Annotated in this window: 18 protein-coding genes; 9 read left to right on the top strand and 9 right to left on the bottom strand. The window is 69.0% G+C overall.

All coding sequences use genetic code 11. The annotated features are described in order from the left end of the window. Positions 1-16: 16 nt before the first annotated feature. Positions 17-1141 carry a DNA polymerase III subunit beta gene (gene dnaN, locus AB0I53_RS00565; protein ID WP_358594186.1) on the bottom strand — a complete coding sequence of 375 codons (1125 nt, stop codon included), beginning with the start codon at positions 1139-1141 and terminating at the stop codon, positions 17-19. Positions 1142-2500: 1359 nt separating this feature from the next. Beyond that, positions 2501-4207, bottom strand: a complete 1707-nt coding sequence (dnaA, locus tag AB0I53_RS00570) for a chromosomal replication initiator protein DnaA (RefSeq protein ID WP_358594188.1) — start codon at positions 4205-4207, stop codon at positions 2501-2503. Between the two features lie 620 nt (positions 4208-4827). Here dnaA and rpmH point away from each other — a divergent pair. The 8 genes from rpmH to AB0I53_RS00610 all read left to right on the top strand — a co-directional run bounded on the left by rpmH (position 4828) and on the right by AB0I53_RS00610 (position 10344). After that, complete coding sequence (rpmH, locus tag AB0I53_RS00575) at positions 4828-4971, top strand: 50S ribosomal protein L34 (RefSeq protein WP_083822226.1); 144 nt, start codon at positions 4828-4830, stop codon at positions 4969-4971. 12 nt (positions 4972-4983) lie between these two features. Then, entirely contained in the window at positions 4984-5430 is a 447-nt protein-coding gene (gene rnpA, locus AB0I53_RS00580) for a ribonuclease P protein component (RefSeq protein ID WP_358594191.1), read from the top strand. Next, a complete protein-coding gene (gene yidD, locus AB0I53_RS00585) occupies positions 5430-5768 on the top strand; it encodes a membrane protein insertion efficiency factor YidD (RefSeq protein WP_358594194.1) in 339 nt (112 codons plus the stop codon). The genes rnpA and yidD overlap by 1 nt, the downstream gene beginning before the upstream one ends. Before the next feature lie 5 nt (positions 5769-5773). Further along, positions 5774-6706 (top strand): membrane protein insertase YidC, encoded by a 933-nt coding sequence (yidC, locus tag AB0I53_RS00590; protein ID WP_358594196.1) that lies wholly within the window; start codon positions 5774-5776, stop codon positions 6704-6706. A gap of 32 nt (positions 6707-6738) precedes the next feature. Then, complete coding sequence (locus AB0I53_RS00595) at positions 6739-7323, top strand: R3H domain-containing nucleic acid-binding protein (protein WP_358594199.1); 585 nt, start codon at positions 6739-6741, stop codon at positions 7321-7323. Positions 7324-7643: 320 nt separating this feature from the next. Beyond that, positions 7644-8342 (top strand): 16S rRNA (guanine(527)-N(7))-methyltransferase RsmG, encoded by a 699-nt coding sequence (gene rsmG, locus AB0I53_RS00600; RefSeq protein ID WP_358594202.1) that lies wholly within the window; start codon positions 7644-7646, stop codon positions 8340-8342. Positions 8343-8443: 101 nt separating this feature from the next. Continuing rightward, complete coding sequence (locus AB0I53_RS00605) at positions 8444-9343, top strand: ParA family protein (protein WP_358594609.1); 900 nt, start codon at positions 8444-8446, stop codon at positions 9341-9343. Further along, positions 9340-10344, top strand: a complete 1005-nt coding sequence (locus tag AB0I53_RS00610; RefSeq protein WP_358594205.1) for a ParB/RepB/Spo0J family partition protein — start codon at positions 9340-9342, stop codon at positions 10342-10344. The genes AB0I53_RS00605 and AB0I53_RS00610 overlap by 4 nt, the downstream gene beginning before the upstream one ends. Before the next feature lie 122 nt (positions 10345-10466). On the opposite strand, the gene AB0I53_RS00615 is transcribed toward AB0I53_RS00610, so the two are convergent. Continuing rightward, the gene (locus AB0I53_RS00615) at positions 10467-11417 is read right to left on the bottom strand and encodes a D-alanine--D-alanine ligase (RefSeq protein WP_132479445.1); all 951 of its coding nucleotides are present in this window, start codon (positions 11415-11417) and stop codon (positions 10467-10469) included. Positions 11418-11609: 192 nt separating this feature from the next. Further along, positions 11610-12953 carry a PLP-dependent aminotransferase family protein gene (locus AB0I53_RS00620; RefSeq protein ID WP_358594208.1) on the bottom strand — a complete coding sequence of 448 codons (1344 nt, stop codon included), beginning with the start codon at positions 12951-12953 and terminating at the stop codon, positions 11610-11612. A gap of 489 nt (positions 12954-13442) precedes the next feature. Here AB0I53_RS00620 and AB0I53_RS00625 point away from each other — a divergent pair, with 489 nt between their 5' ends. Next, positions 13443-14069 carry a GNAT family N-acetyltransferase gene (locus AB0I53_RS00625; RefSeq protein WP_358594211.1) on the top strand — a complete coding sequence of 209 codons (627 nt, stop codon included), beginning with the start codon at positions 13443-13445 and terminating at the stop codon, positions 14067-14069. A gap of 101 nt (positions 14070-14170) precedes the next feature. On the opposite strand, the gene AB0I53_RS00630 is transcribed toward AB0I53_RS00625, so the two are convergent. The 5 genes from AB0I53_RS00630 to sigM all read right to left on the bottom strand — a co-directional run bounded on the left by AB0I53_RS00630 (position 14171) and on the right by sigM (position 18783). Further along, positions 14171-15319 carry an N-acetylmuramoyl-L-alanine amidase gene (locus tag AB0I53_RS00630; protein ID WP_358594214.1) on the bottom strand — a complete coding sequence of 383 codons (1149 nt, stop codon included), beginning with the start codon at positions 15317-15319 and terminating at the stop codon, positions 14171-14173. 288 nt (positions 15320-15607) lie between these two features. Next, a complete protein-coding gene (trxA, locus tag AB0I53_RS00635) occupies positions 15608-15937 on the bottom strand; it encodes a thioredoxin (RefSeq protein ID WP_358594216.1) in 330 nt (109 codons plus the stop codon). 35 nt (positions 15938-15972) lie between these two features. Continuing rightward, positions 15973-16962: a thioredoxin-disulfide reductase gene (gene trxB, locus AB0I53_RS00640; protein WP_358594219.1), complete on the bottom strand. Its 990-nt coding sequence runs from the start codon at positions 16960-16962 to the stop codon at positions 15973-15975. Between the two features lie 400 nt (positions 16963-17362). Next, positions 17363-18178 carry a hypothetical protein gene (locus AB0I53_RS00645; protein ID WP_358594222.1) on the bottom strand — a complete coding sequence of 272 codons (816 nt, stop codon included), beginning with the start codon at positions 18176-18178 and terminating at the stop codon, positions 17363-17365. Beyond that, on the bottom strand, positions 18175-18783 hold the full coding sequence (gene sigM / locus AB0I53_RS00650) for an RNA polymerase sigma factor SigM (RefSeq protein WP_358594224.1): 609 nt from the start codon (positions 18781-18783) through the stop codon (positions 18175-18177). The genes AB0I53_RS00645 and sigM overlap by 4 nt, the downstream gene beginning before the upstream one ends. Positions 18784-18848 lie beyond the last annotated feature (65 nt).

Here is an 18848-nt window from a genome sequence, read left to right on the forward strand (position 1 = left end):
CCGGATGTGACCCAGGTCAGCCCGGGAGGCGGACCGGCATCAGGAGGTAGAGGTAGCCCTCCGTCACTTCGCCATCCTCGCCGACCGGCTTGACGAGTGCGGGGCGGTTGGCGGTGGTGAACTGCAGCTGGGCGCGTTCGGTCTTCATCGCGCCGAGGCCGTCGAGCAGGTAGGCCGGGTTGAACGCGATGGTCAGCGGCTCGCCGGAGAGCTCGATCGCGAGCTCTTCCTCGGCGCTGCCCTCGTCGTCGCCGCCGGCGGTCAGCCGCAGCAGCCGGTCGGAGAACTCCAGGCGCACCTGGGTGCCGCGCTCGGCGACCAGCGACACGCGCTTGATCGCCTCGACCAGCGGGGCCACGTCGACGTTGGCGGTCACCGCGCTCTCGGCGGGCAGCAGCTGGCGGTACTTCGGGAACTCCGCGTCCAGCAGCCGGGTCGTGTTGCGGCGCGCGGTTCCGGACAGCCCGAGCAGGCCGTCGCCGGAGGCCAGCGAGATCTCCACCTTGCTGCCGCCGGTGCCCAGCGTCTTCGCGGAGTCGGCGAGCGTCTTGGCCGGGACGAGCACCGAGGTGTCGTCCATCGAGGTGCCCGGCTCCCAGGTGATCTCGCGCATCGCCAAGCGGAACCGGTCGGTGGCGACCATGGTCAGCTTGTCGTTGTTGATCTCCATCCGGATGCCGGTGAGCATCGGCAGCGTGTCGTCCTTGCCTGCCGCCACCGCGACCTGGCCGACGGCCTCGCTGAACAGATCGCCCGGGACGGAACCGGCGTGCTCGGGCATCGCGGGCAGTTCCGGGTAGTCCTCGACCGGCATGGTCGGCAGGCTGAACCGGGAGCTGCCGCAGGTGATGGTGACGCGGGAGCCGTCGACGGTGAGTTCCACCGGACGGGCCGGGAGCGCCTTGGTGATGTCGGCCAGCAGCCGCCCGGAAACGAGGGTGCGCCCGCTGTTGTCGATCGCGGCGTCGATGGTGACCTGGGCCGAGACCTCGTAGTCGAACCCGGAGATGGTCAGCGCCTCTCCGGAGCTCGCGTCGAGCAGCACTCCGCCCAGCACCGGAACCGGTGGCCGCGACGGCAGGCTGCGCGCGACCCAGGCGACGGCGTCGGCGAGACCGTCACGTTCCACGCGGATCTTCATGGATGTCCTTTCGGTTCCAGCCGTGGCTCGGCTGCCGAGAACTGTGTGTCGAGCTGGAGCGAAGCAGCTCATCGGGTCGGTGTGCTTCGCGTCCCCGCAACGGCGGCGAAGCGATCCCCCACGAGCGCCGTGCACGCGAAGCTCGGCCCGAGCTCGACCCGGAGTTCGCGCCGGCGGCCTCTGCGGGAGTTCCACCGTAGAGCGTGCGACGCGATCTCCGCATCCGGGTCCGAGCAGTTCGTCAGCCCGTCCTGGCGGTCCGGGCCGAGTTGTCCACTTATCCACCGAGCCTTCTTCTCTTTTTCTTTTTTCTTCAAAGAGAAGAAATGAGAGCAGTAGTAGTAAGGGCTGTGAGTTGTGGGGACAAGTGCCGTTTGGGCTGGTCGGGTGGCGTGGTCGGGTGTGGATGAACACGGGATGTAACCGGGGACTACGGCAACCGGGTGGTGGACAACTTTTGGCCCACCTCGGTTAGTCCACAACCATCCCCAGTTGTCCACAGTTCCATCCACAGTTGTCGACCCAGTTGTACCCATCCCATGCCGGTTTTGGGCCCCTCCACCGATCAGGTTGTGGGCAAAGCTGTGAGAGCGTTGTGGTCAACCCGGCTCCGCTCTGTGGGCAGACCGCTCCTGCTTGTGCACAGCTTGTGGATGGATTGGGGAAAACTCCAGGTCAGGCCTGGGGATGGAAAATCTGTGGACAGATCGCGCTCCGGTGGACTTTTTTGCCGGAGGGGTGAGGCGAAGACCACCCCGGTCCTCAGAAAAGTTCGGCGCGCCAATCTCTTCCGCGACTGCGGAGCGCGCTTGATCAACCCCGGAACGTGGTGGTTTGCTGTCCCGGCGCGGCCGGCGGCCGCTCGATGCACGCGGATCCCGGCCCCTGAAGCCCGGCGCGGAACCCCGAAGTTTTCTGCCAGAGCGGTCTGATCCGAGCCGGGCGGCCCAACAGAAACATCTCGGCGCGCCCGGCGGACCCCGGAGTCGCCATCGCGCCCCGGAGCAGCCCGAGAGTCGCCCTGCCATCCGCGCGCAGACGGCGCCCCGCTCCGGGCTCGGCGACGAGCCGCCGGACTGATGCCCTACGGCGCTCGGCCGGAGAGCTTTCTGTTGACGGGGGTGGCTCGCGGCAGGGTGGGTCGACAAAAAGATCTGCCGCGCGAGCTGAAGGGAATCACACCGGGAACCGCGCGATAGCTCGGCACAGGGCATCTGAGCGGCTCAGGCCTCTTGACGTGCCTGTTTTCAAGCGCGGCGAAGCAGATCGACGGGGACAGGGCCCGGCCGATGGGTGGAACTGTCTTTCACCACCCGCGCACGCTGTCATCGCGAGACGTGCGCGAGGTTCTTCGAAAAATCAGCGGGACTGCTGCTTGATGCGGGCGGTCAGCTCCTGGACGTGCTCGTACACGCGGCGCCGCTCCGCCATCTCCTTGCGGATCTTCTTGTCCGCGTACATCACCGTGGTGTGGTCGCGGCCGCCGAAGTACTGGCCGATCTTCGGCAGCGACGAGTCGGTCAGCTCCCGGCACAGGTACATCGCGATCTGCCGGGCCTGCGCCAGTGCCTTGGTCTTGCCCGGGCCGCACAGGTCGTCGATGGTCACGCTGAAGTAGTCCGCGATCACGGCCATGATCGTCGGCGCGGTGATCTCCGGGGTCTGCGAGTCCGGGATCAGGTCGCGCAGCACGATCTCGGCCAGCTGCAGGTCGACCGGCTGCCGGTTCAGCGACGCGAACGCGGTGACCCGGATCAGCGCGCCCTCCAGCTCGCGGATGTTGCGCTCGATCCGGGACGCGATGAACTCCAGCACGTCGGCCGGCGCGTTCATCCGGTCCTGGGCGGCTTTCTTGCGCAGGATGGCGATCCGCGTCTCCAGCTCGGGCGGCTGGATGTCGGTGATCAGGCCCCACTCGAACCGGGTGCGCAGCCGGTCTTCCAGGGTCCGCAGCCCTTTCGGCGGCCGGTCCGAGGACACCACGATCTGCTTGTTCGAGTTGTGCAGGGTGTTGAAGGTGTGGAAGAACTCCTCCTGGGTGCCTTCCTTGCCCTCCAAGAACTGGATGTCGTCCACCAGCAGCACGTCGACGTCGCGGTACCGGCGCTGGAACGCCACCTGCCGGTCGTCGCGCAGCGAGTTGATGAAGTCGTTGGTGAATTCCTCGGTGGACACGTAGCGGACGCGCATCCCGGGGAACAGCCGCTGGGTGTAGTGCCCGACCGCGTGCAGCAGGTGCGTCTTGCCGAGCCCGGACTCGCCCCAGATGAACAGCGGGTTGTACGCGCGGGCCGGCGCTTCCGCCGCGGCGACGGCGGCGGCGTGCGCGAACCGGTTGGAGGAGCCGATGACGAACGTGTCGAAGGTGTACTTCGCGTTCAGCCTGGTCTGCGAGGTCGGCGGCGCGTGCTTCGGCGCGGTGAACGGCTGGCCCTGCGGCGGCTCGCCCCGGCCGAAGGTCGGCCAGATCTCGTTGCCGTTCTCCTCGACTTCCGGCTCGGGCGCGCTTTCCGGCTCGGCATCCGGCTCGTCGGCCTCCAGCGACTGCGGCACCTCGCCGCCCGGCCACTTGAACTCGGCGGTCGGGAAGTCGATCTCGGGCGCGGGGTCCGGCGCGGCGTGCCGCCCCTCGACGGGAGGGATCGAGCCGGTGTGCGCGGTGTGGCCGAAGTTGTCGGTGCCCCGGCCGAAGCCCCCCGCGGAGGCGTAGCCGGGCGTGGGCTGATCGGTGCCGGGCGCAGTGGCGCGGCCGGACCAGGAGTCGGCCGGCGCGGGCGCCGCGACCGGCCGGGTGGGCGCGGGAACCGCGGTGTCCACCTTCACCGCCAGCGACACGGCGCGGCCGAGGCGGCGCGACAGCGCATCGGTGATCGGATCGCGCAGTGCGCGCTCGATGGCTTCCTTGGCGAAATCACTGGGCGCGGCGAGCAGCGCGGTACCGTCCAGCAGCCCGATCGGCCGGGTCACCCGCATCCAGGCGCGTTGTTGGGGCGAAAGGGTGCCGGAGGACAGCTCCTGCACCACCTCTTCCCAAACTCGACCGAGATCGGTTTGGTGGTCGGACACCGCCTTGCTCCCCTCCCCTCGCTCGCGCAGCCCCCGGTGCGGTCCCGGGGCCTGGCTCCCACGATGCTCGGGCGCGGTCGGTGTCACGGGACGGTGGGGCCAGACTGCTGTGGACACCCGTTCGAGCAGGTGTCCACAGAGTTGTCCACAACTTGTGTATGAAGGTACGGCAGGCCGCTCCGGTGATCCCCCCTGGGGCCGTCGTACCGCTGCGATCCAGGTCAGGGCGTCCCCGCCGAGGCCGGTGCTCCCACCACCGGTCCGCGAATCGCAGGGGGGCACGCTAACAAGGTCACGCCACGCTTACAAGCGAGTCCCGGAGATGCCGGGAAGATCGGGATGTGGCAGCCTGTTGGGCGCCGGCGCGCGGGATTCCGCCAGGCTGCCGCTTCGCATAACGACCCCGGTTAAGCGCCCCCCGTCGCCAGTGCGTACCCTCGTACAGTCCCCCCGCTTCCTGAGCGGGCATGTCGCTGCGCCGAGATTCCGGCGCCGTGCACCGCTCGGTGTTCAGCCGATCGCCGCACGTCCGGCGACTGCGGCTCGTGAAACAGGGACACCTTGACCGAACCGTGGTTCACCGTGGCCATCGGTGCCTGTAGTAACCGGGAGATCCGACCGTGAGCAAGGGCAAGCGCACTTTCCAGCCGAACAACCGCCGCCGTGCCAGGAAGCACGGGTTCCGGCTGCGCATGCGCACTCGGGCCGGCCGGGCCATCGTGGCCTCGCGCCGTCGCCGGGGTCGCGCGCAGCTGACTGCCTGATCGCGTCCGGCCGTGCTTCCCGCGGCAGCCCGGCTGACCAAGAACCAGGAGTTCCGCCTGGTGGTCCGTCGTGGTCGTCGGGCCGGTCGGTCCCGGTTGGTGGTCCACGTGCTGCGTCCGGACCAGGCACGGGACCTCGGCCCGCACCGCACCGGCGAGGCCTTACCGGAAGCCGAGGCGAATACGGCACCCACCCGGAAATCGGATGTCTCGACCCGGGTGGGTTTTGTCGTGAGCAAGGCCGTGGGCACGGCCGTGATCCGGCACCGGGTCACCCGCCGCCTCCGGCACCTGATGCGCGACCTCCTACCGGCGTTGCCCGCTGGCACACTGGTGGTGGTCCGCGCCTTGCCGCCCGCAGCAGATGCGTCCAGCCGCGAACTCGGTGCGGACCTAGACGCGGCGCTGCGCAAGCTCCGCGTCCTCGCCCCCGATGTTCCGGCGACGGGTTCCAGGTGATGGCTCCGGACGAACGGCACGACGACAGGCTCCGCGCCCCCGCTCGGCGCCCGAGTCCGCTCGCCTGGGTGCTGCTCGGTCCGGTGCACGTCTACCGCAAGGTGATCTCCCCGCTGCTGCCGCCGTCGTGCCGGTTCTACCCGAGTTGCAGCACCTACGCTGTCGAGGCGCTCACCGTGCACGGCCTGTTCCGAGGCGGCTGGTTGACCCTGCGCAGGCTGCTGCGCTGCGGCCCCTGGCACCCTGGAGGCTTGGACCCGGTTCCACCGCCCCGTGAGCGGTCCGCGGCGGGCGACCCTGTTGGTGGCCGCGTACCCGAGAAACCTGCCGAGGAGTAGCCCGCGTGCTGGACTTCATCTACTACCCGGTGTCGGCCATCCTTTGGTTCTGGCACAAGGTGTTCGGCTTCGTGCTGGATCCGGCCAGCGGCTACGCCTGGGCGCTGGCGGTCATCTTCCTGGTCTTCACGCTGCGCGCCCTGCTCTTCAAACCGTTCGTGCACCAGGTGCGATCGATGAAGAAGATGCAGGAGTTCGCGCCGCAGATCCGCGAGCTGCAGGCCAAGTACGGCGATGACCGGCAGAAGCTGGCCGCCGAGATGCAGAAGATGCAGGCCGAGCAGGGCTTCAACCCGCTCAGCGGTTGCCTGCCGATCCTGGTTCAGGTCCCGGTGTTCATCGGGCTCTTCCACGTCCTCAACGGGTTCAAGCCGGGCGCGCCGTCGAACTTCATCTTCAACGCCGACGACGTCGCCTCGTTCGTGGCGGCCGACCTGTTCGGCGCGAAGCTGTCGAACACCATCAGCCAGGCCCCCGAGTTGCTCGCGACGTTCGGCACCGACCGCCTGGACATGATGCTGGTCGGCGTGCCGCTGATGATCGCCGCCGCGATCGCCACGCACTTCACCGCGCGCCACTCGGTGCAGCGGCAGACCGCCGACGCCGCGGCGAACCCGCAGACGGCGATCATGAACCGGATGACGTTGTGGATCTTCCCGATGTTCGCGATCATCGGTGGTCCGTTCCTGCCGCTGGCCATTCTGATCTACTGGCTGGCCAACAACTTCTGGACGCTGGGTCAGCAGCGGGTGGTGTACAGCCGGATCGACCGCGAGGAGGCTGCGCTGGCCGGCGCGCCCGCGGTCGTCGAATCCACCGCGGTGGAGACCGACACCACGCGGACTGCGGACCCGGTGGCCAAGGACGAACCCGGTGAGATCCCCGGGGTGATCGAAGACCGTTCTCGCGACGCGGACAAGCCGGGCGAGTCCCGCTGAATTCGTCGCGAACCCTGGAGAGGAGACACCCAGTGTCCGAAACCGTGCAGGAGTCGAGCCCGTCGGCAGCCGAGCCCGAGACCGACGAGACCACTGAGGCCACCGAGACCGAGGAGACCGCCGAGGCCGCCGAGAAGTCCGAGGTGTCGAACACCGAGGCGCTCCTGGTGCAGGAGGGCGACATCGCGGGTGACTACCTGGAGCGGCTGCTCGACCTGCTGGACTACGACGGGGACATCGACCTCGACGTGGAGGCCGGCCGTGCGGTGGTGAGCATCGACGGCGGTGAAGACCTGGAGAAGCTGGTCGGCAGCCGCGGTCAGGTGCTGGAGTCGCTGCAGGAGCTGACGCGGCTCGCGGTGCAGCAGGAGACCGGCGTCCGCAGCCGGCTGATGCTGGACGTCGCCGGCTGGCGGGCGGGTCGCCGGCAGGAGCTGACGGAGCTCGGGCGCTCGACCGCGGAGGGCGTGCTGGAGAGCGGCAAGGAGGCGCGGCTGCGCCCGATGACGCCGTTCGAGCGGAAGATCATCCACGACGCGGTCGCGGCCGTCGACGGTGTGCACAGCGAGAGCGAAGGCGAAGAGCCCAACCGCAAGGTCGTCGTCTTCAAGAGCTAGAAGGGTTTCCAGGCTTGCCCGGCGTGGCGGTGCCGGTAGCGGAACCTCGGAAGCCTTCTCGGCGTTGATTCGGTGCCCCCGCGGTCTTCGGACCGGCGGGGGCACTGTCGTGTTCGGGCCGCGTTCCACGTGAAACACGCTTAGATCGCGGGAGGGGTATTTCGGGGCTCTGGTGCCGGGTTGCCCGCGCCGGTACCCAAGACGAGTCGATTCTCGACGCGGGTTTCACGTGAAACGTGGGTTGATGCTTGGCTGCGGAGCGCAATCCGGCAGGCTTAGGTCAAACACCTGGTTCCACGTGAAACATCGGGGTGAATGCTTTGACCGAAGGTGCGCCGGCGGCGGCGAGGGTCGTGTTCGGCGAGCGAGTGGCGTTGGCCGAACGGTTCTTCGACATGCTCCAGGAGCAAGGAATCCGCCGCGGATTGATCGGTCCGCGCGAGTTGGACCGGCTCTGGGAAAGACATTTGTTGAACTCTGCGGTCATTGCGGAGTTGCTGCCACCGAATTGCCGGGTGTTGGACGTAGGCTCTGGGGCGGGGCTGCCGGGCATCCCGTTGGCGATCGCCCGCCCGGATCTCAGCCTGACCCTGTTGGAGCCGATGGCTCGACGGGTTACGTGGTTGCAGGAAGTCATCACCGAGTTGGCGCTCACCGTCGAGGTGGTGCGTGGACGTGCCGAGGAGGGCCCGGTGCGCGAACGGCTGGCCGATCATGACGCCGTGACCGCGCGCGCCGTGGCACCGATGGAACGGCTCGCGAAGTGGTGCGTCCCGCTGCTGCGGCCGGGCGGCCGGCTGCTCGCCATGAAGGGCGAGAGCGCGGCGGAGGAACTCGAACGGGATGCGGCGGCGATCGCCGCGGTCGGTGGTGGCCCCGGCGAGGTGGTTTCGTGCGGCGTCGGCGTGCTCGAAGTGCCGACGACCGTCGTCGTGGTGGAGCGGGTCTCGGCGGCCCGAAATGCGTCCGGTCGGCGTCGTGACGGTGCACGTCGAACGAGAAAGGATCGTGGACGGTGAATCCGGAGTCAAACGGAGCGGGTCGTGTTTCACGTGAAACGAAGGGGCGTGCAATGGGCGGGCTGCGGTTCCCCTCCGGGCCGACTGGCGGCGACTCGTCGATGAGTAGCTTCGGCAGGGACGACATCGGCTGGACCCCGATCATGGAGGAGGCCCAGCGGGCGACCCGGGTGCTGCACCCGGAGACCCTGGAACTCCCCCGCCCCACGCGCCGGCGGATCATCACCGTGGCGAACCAGAAGGGCGGCGTCGGCAAGACGACGAGCACGGTGAACCTCGCCGCCGGGCTCGCGTTGCACGGGCTCAAGGTGCTCGTCATCGACCTCGACCCGCAGGGCAACGCGAGCACCGCGCTGGGCGTCGAGCACCGCTCCGGCGTGCCGTCGGTGTACGAGGTGCTGCTCGGCGAGATCAGCATTGCCGATGCGGCTGCGCAGAGCACCCAGTCGAAGAACCTGTGGTGCGTGCCGGCGACGATCGACCTGGCGGGCTCGGAGATCGAGCTCGTCACGATGGTGGCGCGCGAGGGCCGGCTGAAGGAGGCGCTGAACTCCGAGGCGGTGGAGCAGTTCGCGCCCGACTACATCTTCATCGACTGCCCGCCGTCGCTGGGCCTGCTCACGGTGAACGCGATGGTCGCCGCGCACGAGGTACTGATCCCGATCCAGTGCGAGTACTACGCGCTGGAGGGCCTGGGGCAGCTGCTCCGCAACATCGAGCTGGTGCAGGCGCACTTGAACCCGGCGCTCTGGGTTTCGACGATCCTGCTGACGATGTACGACGGACGCACCAAGCTGGCGGATCAGGTGACCGCCGAGGTGCGCGGGCACTTCGGCGAGCTGGCGCTTCGAACCGTCATTCCGCGCAGCGTGAAGATCTCCGAGGCGCCTGGCTTCGGTCAGACGGTGCTGACGTACGACCCGGGCTCGCGCGGGTCGATGAGCTACCTGGACGCTGCTCGGGAGATCGCCGAGCGGGGTGCCGAGAGGAAGACAGCATGACCGAGCGTCGAGGTGGTCTCGGCCGCGGCATCGCCGCGCTGATCCCCAGCGGTCCCCCGGCCGGCGCTCCCCCGGCGGGCGCCGACGGTGCCGCGCTGCGCAGCCCGGTGCTCCGCGGTGCCCCGAGCGTCGAGCCGGTGGAGGAGGAGCCGGTTTCACGTGAAACCGGCGGCACCGTGGCCGGCGCGGTCTACCGCGAGATCGCCATCTCCTCGATCACGCCGAACCCCAAGCAGCCGCGCCAGGTCTTCGACGAGGAGGCGCTGCAGGAGCTGCAGCACTCCATCCGCGAGTTCGGTCTGATGCAGCCCATCGTGGTGCGCGAGCTCGAGGCAGATCAGTTCGAGCTGATCATGGGCGAACGCCGGTGGCGCGCCTCGCAGCTGGCCGGGCTGGAGTTCATCCCGGCGATCGTCCGCAAGACGCAGGACGACGAGCTGCTCCGGGACGCGCTGCTGGAGAACATCCACCGGGTTCAGCTCAACCCGCTCGAAGAGGCGTCCGCCTACCAGCAGCTGCTGGAGGAGTTCGGCGTGACGCATGACGAGCTGGCCGACCGGATCGGCCGCAGTCGCCCGGTCATCTCCAACACCATCCGGCTGCTGCGGCTGCCGATGGCGGTGCAGCGTCGGGTGGCGGCCGGGGTGCTCTCGGCCGGGCACGCCCGCGCGCTGCTCAGCCTGGAGGACGCCGGCGCCCAGGAGGACCTCGCGAAGCGGATCGTCGCGGAGGGCATGTCGGTCCGGGCGACGGAGGAAGCGGTGACGCTCCGGAAGTCGGAGGGGCCCGCGAAGGAGAAGGCGGCGGCGAAGAAGCCGATCCAGGCCCCCGGCTTCGAGAGGTTGGCCGACCGGCTGTCGAACCACTTCGACACAAGGGTCAAGGTGGAGCGCGGCCGGCGGAAGGGGCGGATCGTCGTCGAGTTCGGGTCGGTGGACGATCTTGAACGGGTCGCAGAGTTGATCTTGGGTGATCAGGCCCGTGGAATCGACGAGCAATGACACCGGGGTCTTTCGTCACGGTGACGATGACTTTGAGTGATTGAAAATCACCTATGGTGGCCAAAAACAAGAGGGCCGGTCTCCGATGAGACCGGCCCTCTTGTTTCACGTGAAACGGCGAATCACCGCGATCGCGCGATCGCCCGCTCGACGAGAGTCGCGAAGACCTCCCCCAGCGACCGGCCGGCGGCCTCGACCGCCATCGGCAGCAGCGAGGTCTCGGTCAGCCCGGGCGACACGTTGACTTCCAGGAAGTGCGGAGTCCCGTTGCGGTCGATGATCGCGTCCGTCCGGGAGACGTCGCGCAGCCCGAGCAGCCGGTGCGCGGCGATCGCCAACTCGCCCGCAGCGGCGGCGGCCTCCGGTGAAACCTCGGCGGGAGCGCGGTAGCTCGTGAGCCCGGCGGTGTATCGGGCGGTGTAGTCGTAAACGCCGTCCGCCGGTTCGATCTGCACCGCGGGCAGCGCCTCCGGTCCGTCCGGCCCGTCGATGACGGTGATCGCCACCTCGGTGCCCTCCACGAACTGCTCGACGAGCACCGCGTCCCCGTAGGACAGCGCGCCCACCATCGCCGACGGGAGCTCGGCCGCGTCGCGCACTACGTGCGCGCCCAACGCCGACCCGCCCTGATCCGGCTTGAGCATCAACGGCAGCCCGAGCTTCGCCACGAGCGCGTCCAGCACCGCCTGCGCGCCGAGCTCGCGGAAGGTGGCGTGCGGCAGCGCCACCCAGTCCGGGGTGGCCAGTCCGGCGCGCGCCAGCTCGGCCTTGGCGGTGGGCTTGTCCCACGCCCTGCGGCACGCGTGCGGGCCGGTGCCGACGTACGGGACGCCGATCATGTCCAGGACGGCCTGCACCGCGCCGTTCTCCCCTTCCCCGCCGTGCAGGGCGACCACGACCGCGTCGGGGCGCTCCTGCTCGATGCGGGACAGCAGCCGGGCGTCGGCATCCCACTCCGCCACGGTCACGCCGACCGAGCGCAGCGCGGCGGACAATCGACGGCCGGAGCGCAACGACACCTCGCGCTCGTGCGACAGCCCTCCGGCGAGCACGGCAACCCAGCGATCAGACACTCAGCACACACCCCTGGAAAGTAGTAGTCCACTGTGCTCAGGAGATTCCTGGTGCACAGTGGACTGTTTCTCGTTGCTGGTCATGCACAAGTCGGGGATCCCGCAGCCGAGACGGCGTCTGAGGTTCCGCTACGGGACCACCTACGCAAACCAGCCAGCGAACCCTTTTCCTACCAGGATTCGGCGAAAACTCTACGCCGTGTCGGGCGACGGAGCCTGCGGGCCTTGGACGCTGCGCTGCGGCACCGTGCCGAAGGTGCGGACCAGCTCCATCTCCTCGGTCAGCGTGTTGGCCAGCCGCCGCACGCCCTCGCGGATCCGCTCCGGCGTCGGGTAGCAGAACGACAGCCGCATCTGCCGGCTGCCGAACCCGTCGCGGTAGAAGCCGGTGCCCGACACGTACGCGACGCGCTGGGTCACCGCGCGCGGCAGCATCGCCTTGGTGTCCACGCCTTCCGGCACGGTGAGCCAGACGAAGAACCCGCCGTCCGGGCGCGTCCACGTGCAACCCGGGGGCATGTACTGCTCCAGCGCGCTGAGCATCGCGTCGCGCCGCTCCCGGTACTGCTCCTGGAAGATCTTGATCTGCCCCTGCCAGTCGTGCGTGCTCAGGTAGCGGGACACGATCATCTGGTTCAGCGTGGGCGGGCACAGCGTGGCCGACTCCGCGGTCAGCACCAGCTTCTCCCGGATCGCGTGCGGCGCCAGCACCCAGCCGACGCGCAGACCCGAGGCGAAGGTCTTGGAGAACGAACCGAGGTAGACGACGTTGTCCGCGTCCATGCTGCGCAGCGCCGGGTGCGGCTGGCCGTCGAAGCCGAGCAGGCCGTACGGGTTGTCCTCCACCACGAGGATGCCGTGCTGGGCGCAGATCTCCAGGATCTCGGCGCGCCGCGGCAGGGCCAGCGTGATGCCGCCCGGGTTGTGGAAGTTCGGGATGGTGTAGAGGAACTTGATCCGCTTGCCCTGCGCGTTCACGTTGGCGATGGCCTGGCGCAGCGCGTCGGGCTGCAGGCCGTCGTCGTCCATCGCGACGTGCACGACGTCGGCCTGGTAGGCGGCGAAGGAACCGAGCGCGCCGACGTAGGACGGGCCCTCGGCGAGGATGACGTCGCCCGGGTCGCAGAAGATCCGGGTGACCATGTCCAGGGCCATCTGGGAGCCCGCGGTGACCATCACGTCGTCCGGGTGGGCGGAGATCCCCTCCAGCGCCATGACCTCGCAGATCTGCTCGCGCAGCTCCGGAACGCCGTGCGCGGAGCCGTACTGCAGCGCGACCTGGCCGTCGACGGAGATCAGCCGGGCGACCTCGGCGGCCAGCGAGTCCAGCGGCAGCGCGGCGAGGTTCGGCATACCGCCGGCCAGGGAGACCACCTCGGGGCGGCTGGCGACGGCGAAGAGAGCTCGGATCTCGGAGGCGGTCATCCCAGCGGTCCGCTCGGCGTAGTGCGCCCGGTACGCGTCCAGGTTGCGTGCGGGCTTCTCGGGCGAGCTGGGCTGTTCCGGCTTGGCCGGCTGGCTTCCGTGATCCGACATATCGCGCTCCGATTTCGGTTGTGCGCTCTGGTCATCCCGTGGGGACGATCGGGCGATTCTATAGGTCCTATCGCCACGAACCCCCTGCCATGTAACCAGCACCTCGCAGAAGAGCGGATTTCCAGGCTCGTTTTGCGTGGCGGTGCGGGTGGCGGCGGCCCCCTGCGGGAGTTACGGCCGCCGCCTGGCGACACACGTATGTCCAATACGTCGCGTCGGGACTGTCCTCCCGAGAGTCCCCTTGGGGCGGGCACAGTCTGAGAACCCGTGCGTAGGCGGGCTAAGCGGCTGCCGTCGCTTTAGTGCATCTCGCGTAGGTGTCGCGGCGGTGCCGGTTCACGCCACCAAACCGACCGGACGGTAACCCATCTCACCCCATCGGGTCGCTGACGGTGAGCGCTGGCGCTTCCGGTCCCGGCCCGCGGCGGCTTATCCTGGCGACATTCCCGCCGGAAGTGCGCGGGTTCGTGCGGGTTTCCAGGAGGTCAGGTGTCGCGACGCGTCGTCGGCGTCACGCTGGACAACCTCGACCACCTGCCCCAGCGGTGTCGCCGATGCGTTTTCTGGGAGTTGGCGCCGCACATCCGGGAGCAGGCCGAGGAGTTCGGCGAGACCGAACTGGAGAAGGAAGCTTGGGTCTCCAGCGTGCTGCTGGAGTGGGGCTCTTGCGGCCGCATCATCTACGCGGACGGGGTTCCGGCGGGCTACGCCATGTACGCCCCGCCCGCGGCCGTGCCGCGTGCCGGAGCCTTCCCCACCGCCCCGGTGAGCCCCGATGCCGTGCTGCTCACGGCCCTCCGCGTGCTGCCTGAGTACGAGCATGGCGGCCTGGGACGGGTGCTGGTGCAGAACGTGGCGAAGGACCTGACTCGGCGCGGTGTGAAGGCCGTGGAGGCCTTCGGTGACCTGACCGGCTCCACCACGGGCTGCGTGATCCCGGCCGGGTTCCTGCAGCAGGTGGGCTTCAAGACGGTCCGCCAGCACCCCAAGTGGCCGCGGATGCGGCTGGAGCTGCGCACCGCGATCTCCTGGAAGGAAGACGTGGAGGCGGCGCTGGAGCGGCTGCTGAGCTCGGTGACGATCAAGACTGCCGAACCGGTGGTCGGCGGCGCCTGAGTCGGCAAGTCGACAAGTCCGCTCGGCGATTCGGGCGCGCGGTGTCGTGAGCGGCGACGGCCGCTCACGACCTCACGACGTGGACAGCTTGAAGTCGCCGGTCAGGCGCCTTCGGCGCGAGCGAGCTCGTGGCGCAGCAGGTCGTCGAAGGTGAAGGTGCCCGTCGGCTGGTCGTCCTTGCCCAGCAGGTACAGCCGCTTCACCGCGACCAGCAGGCCCTCCGCCACGACATCCCGGAACGCCGGGTCCAGCAGCCGGTTGCGGTCCCGGGCGTTGGTCAGGTAGCCGATCTCCATCCGCACCGCGGGCATCCGGGTCAGCCGCAGCACGTCCCAGGTCTTCGGGTGGGTGTGGCAGTCCCGCAGCCCCGTGCGGGCCACGATCTCGCGCTGCAGGAAGCCCGCCAGGGCCTCGCCCACCGTAGACGTGGTGCCGTTGCCGGTGCCGAAGTGGAAGCTGGCCACGCCCTCCGCCAGCGGCGAGCGGTTGGCGTCGATGTGCAGCGACAGGAACATGTCGGCGCCGGCCTCGTTGGCGAAGCCGGCCCGGTCGCCGTCCGGCGGGCTGGCGTTGGGGCCGCGGGTGATCAGCGCTTCCATCCCGGTGGCGACCATCCGGCCTTCCAGCCGGCGGGCCAGGTCCCAGGTCAGGTCGGCCTCGTGCACGTTGCCCAGGCATACCCCGCGGTCCGCGCCGCCGTGCCCCGGATCGATCACGATGCGCTTTCCACGCAGCCGCGGCCCGGCGCGCCGGACCTTCTCCTGCTCGCGCAGGAACACCGGCCGCCCGCCGCGGACCTTCGGCGCGAGCTGCTTGAGCGCCCGCAGCGTGCCCGGCCCGCAGATGCCGTCCGGGTTCAGCCCGTAGTCCCGCTGGAAGCTGCGCAGCGCCTGCTCGGTCTCCCGGCCGAAGATGCCGTCCGGGCGACCCGCGTCGAAGCCGAGCTCCAGCAGCCGCTCCTGCAGCGCGAAGACGTCATCGCCGCTGATCGGCTTGGACACCAGGAAGGCCAGCGAGCGGTCGCCGAGCCGCCAGCGCGCGTCCGTCAGCGCCCGGTAGGTCGCCGGGCCGACGACGCCGTCGGTGATCAGCCCGCGTTGTTGCTGGAAGACCCGGACCGCCTGTTCCACCGCTTCGTCGTAGATCACCGGTCCCGTCCGACCGTTGGACGGAAGCAGACCCAACGCCGCAAGAGTGTTCTTGATCTCGGCAACGGCCGGACCGACGTCACCGCGGTGGAGCAGCTGCATGCACTCCTCGCTCGATTCAGGCGCCGGTTTTGGCACCGACGCGAAGGATGGCCGGGGATACCCGGGGTCCTGTTCTGCGTGCCGGGTCCGGAAGGCGGACCCGTCGGGTCATTGTGCCTTGTGTACCGGGACCCGGCGCTGCGGCCCACGGCCACCGGGGCGGACGTGCGACAACGGTCCGTGGGTGGGTGATCTCGTTGAGTGCGCGAAAACACGATCCCGCCGTCACTGTCCTATCGGAGAGACGGCGGGACCGCGTTATTCGGTTGCCTCAGATGGAGTCCGATTTCACAGGTATTCGGACAGGTCGGACTCCAGCGCGGCCTTCGGCTTGGCACCGACGATCTGCTTGACCGGCTGGCCCTTGTCGAACAGCAGCAGGGTCGGGATCGACATCACCTGGTAGTCGCGCTGCAGGCTGGGGTTGGCGTCGATGTCCAGCTTGGCGATGGTGATCTTGTCCTTGTGCTCGCCGGCGATCTGCTCGAGCACCGGGGCGACCATCTTGCACGGGCCGCACCAAGTGGCCCAGAAGTCGACCAGGACCGGCTTGTCGCTGTCCAGGACCAATTCCTTGAACGTCTTCTCGTCCACGACCACCGTGTTGGTGTCGGCCATGTTCCTTCTCCCTATCGGTTTGGTGCTGCCTGGAGTCAGTTCGACGAGGGCCCGTAGCCGCCACCGACGAGCTCTGCGGCCAGCTCGGCCTGGGGCACGTCGTGCTCGGCGAGCCAGCGCTCGGCGTCCATGGCCGCGGAGCAGCCGGAACCGGCGGCGGTGATCGCCTGCCGGTAGGTGTGGTCCACCAGGTCGCCCGCGGCGAACACGCCCGGGAGGCCGGTGTGCGTGGTGGGCTGCTGGACCTGCAAGTAGCCCTCGTCGTCCACGTTGACCTGGTCGCGCACCAGCTCACTGCGCGGGTCGTGGCCGATGGCGACGAACATGCCGCTCACGTCCAGCTCGGAGGTCTCGCCTGTGACCGTGTCGCGCAGCTTCAGACCGTTGACGGTGGTGTCGCCGACGACCTCGGTGACCGCCTTGTTGGTCAGCCACTTGATCTTCTCGTTGGCCCGGGCCCGCTCCAGCATGATCTTGGAGGCGCGGAACTCCTCGCGGCGGTGGATGATCGTCACCGACCGGGCGAAGCGGGTCAGGAAGGTGGCCTCCTCCATCGCCGAGTCACCGCCGCCGATGACGGCGATGTCCTGGTCGCGGAAGAAGAACCCGTCGCAGGTGGCGCAGGCGGAGACGCCGCGGCCGAGCAGCCGCTCCTCGCCGGGCACGCCGAGGTAGCGGGCGGCGGCGCCCATCGCCAGGATGACGGCCTTGGCGCGGTACTCCACGCCGTTCGCGAGCACGGTCTTAACCTCGCCCGCGAGATCGAGGTGCTCGACGTCCTCGGCCCGCAGCTCGGCGCCGAAGCGCTCAGCCTGGGACCGCATCTCCTGCATCAGGTCGGGGCCCATGATCCCTTCCCGGAAGCCCGGGAAGTTCTCCACTTCGGTGGTGGTCATCAACGCGCCACCGAACTGGGTGCCCTCGAAGACGAGTGGTTCGAGTTCCGCCCGTGCGGCGTACACCGCAGCGGTGTACCCGGCAGGGCCAGAGCCCACGATGATCACGTTGCGGACGTCGTCAGTCACCGCGCCCCTTCCGTCGTAGCGTCTCCGCCGCGCTCGGCGCGCGACCGTATCCGGCTCAACGCGATCCTATTAGGGTCTGTTCCCGATCACGGAGACGCGGTGCGGCAGGGCACAGCGAAGCCGGCTCCCGTCCCATGGACCGGGAGCCGGCGCGGCTCTGCGGCCGGGCGCGGGTCGAGCACCCGGCCGCCAGCACGTGGCTTCGACCTTCGTCTTTGAAACGCCGAAGGCGTTTAGCCCACCTACGCAACTTGCACCGCCGCGGGTTCTCAGACGTCGCCTGGCGAGGACAGCCCCGATGCCGCGTATTTGGTCATACGTAAGTCGGGGATCCCACAGCCAGGCGGCGTCTGAGGTTCCGCTACCCGCACCGCCACGCAAAACGAGCCCGAAACAGTTCTCAGCCGCCGAAGGTGGAGTCCGAGATCTTGGCCGGGTTGCCCGGGCCGCAGTCCGGTCCGACCGCTAAGAGGCGGAACTTGCCGAGGCCGCCCCCGGGCAGGATCAGCAGCTGGGCCGGGTTCCCGTTGAGCGTGATCTCCCGCGCCCCGAGCGGCTTGCCGCCCGTGACGCCGTTGGCCTGCAGGCAGCCGATGAGCCGCTGCGGATCGGCCAGCGCGCTGCTGTACTGCTCCGAGTTCATGATCTCGCCGAACTGCTCGCCGTTCAGCGTGACCTGATCACCCTGCAGCGCCAGCGGCGCGGGTCTGCCGGTCGTCGCGCCGGGCTGCGCCTGGTTGCTGTCGGAGCTCGTGCTGTTCGGCAGGACCGAGAACACCACTGCGGCGGCCGCCGCGGCCACGCCGACCAGTCCGGCGCCCAGCGTGAACTTCCGCCGGCGGCGCTGCTTGGCCGCCGCGAAGTCGATCACCTGACCGCCCTGTTCGGCGGCTGGTGCGGGCTGCGGAGCCGCGGGCTCGGCGAGTGCCGCAGCACTGCTCTGCTCCTGGGCCCAGGCCCGGACCTCGTCGTCCAACGCGGCGTCGATGCGTGCCGCGACGTCGTCCGGAATCGTCAGTGGCGGCAGTGCCGCCAGATCGGAACTGGTGGCGTCCAACGCCGCCAGGATCTCCCGTGCCTCCGGGTCATCCTGGACCTGGACGCGCAGTTGATCGGCGGTCTGCTGGTCCAGCACCCCGGCGTGCAGATCGGCCAGCAGGTCCAGGGACCACGGTGGTCCCTGCGGCGCCCCCGTGCGCCGTTGTTCACCACTCATCGTCCCTCCCGTCGACGGATGGCCATCGCGTCATCTGGGACGTTCGCATCTGCACTTGGGTTCCGCAGGTGCCCCAGAAGTTTGGCGAGTTTGGCCCGACCACGTGCGCACCGGCTCTTGACGGTGCCCTCCGCAACGCCCAACATCACCGCGGTCTCCGCCACGGAGTATCCCTCCACGTCCACCAGGACGATCGCAGAGCGTTGATCTTCGGGGAGTTCGGCGAGCGCCTCCTGGACGGCCATCCTGGTGTCCTGTTCGGCGATCGCGTCGCGCGGCACCGCCGGTTCGGTGGGGCCGGTTTCCGGAAAGGGGACGGTGGGCCGGGCCTGGCGGCGGCGTATCCGGTCGAGGCAGGCGTTCACCACGATCCGGTGCAGCCAGGTGGTCACCTGGGATTCGGCGCGGAACGACGAGGCATTGCGGAAGGCCGAGATCATCGCGTCCTGAAGCGCATCCGCGGCGTCTTCGTGATCGCGCATGGTCCGCAGCGCAACCGCCCACAGCCGATCCCGATGTCGGCGGAAGAGCTCGGAGAACGCATGTGGATCTCCGTTGGTATGCGCCGCTATGAGTTCGGCGTCCGAGCTGACGGGGACAGACACGGAACAGCACTTTACTGTTCGTGTGAACCGGCACACCCGCCCCACTGACGAGTGATGCATCTCCC

The organism is Saccharopolyspora sp. NPDC050389 (assembly GCF_040655595.1).
Lineage (GTDB): Bacteria > Actinomycetota > Actinomycetes > Mycobacteriales > Pseudonocardiaceae > Saccharopolyspora.

Coding starts and splice junctions, on each gene's coding strand:
- dnaN (WP_358594186.1), bottom strand. CDS start 1,141: ATGAAGATCCGCGTGGAACGTGACGGTCTCGCCGACGCCGTCGCCTGG.
- yidD (WP_358594194.1), top strand. CDS start 5,430: ATGGCTCCGGACGAACGGCACGACGACAGGCTCCGCGCCCCCGCTCGG.
- AB0I53_RS00605 (WP_358594609.1), top strand. CDS start 8,444: ATGAGTAGCTTCGGCAGGGACGACATCGGCTGGACCCCGATCATGGAG.
- AB0I53_RS00610 (WP_358594205.1), top strand. CDS start 9,340: ATGACCGAGCGTCGAGGTGGTCTCGGCCGCGGCATCGCCGCGCTGATC.
- AB0I53_RS00620 (WP_358594208.1), bottom strand. CDS start 12,953: ATGTCGGATCACGGAAGCCAGCCGGCCAAGCCGGAACAGCCCAGCTCG.
- AB0I53_RS00630 (WP_358594214.1), bottom strand. CDS start 15,319: ATGCAGCTGCTCCACCGCGGTGACGTCGGTCCGGCCGTTGCCGAGATC.
- trxA (WP_358594216.1), bottom strand. CDS start 15,937: ATGGCCGACACCAACACGGTGGTCGTGGACGAGAAGACGTTCAAGGAA.
- AB0I53_RS00645 (WP_358594222.1), bottom strand. CDS start 18,178: ATGAGTGGTGAACAACGGCGCACGGGGGCGCCGCAGGGACCACCGTGG.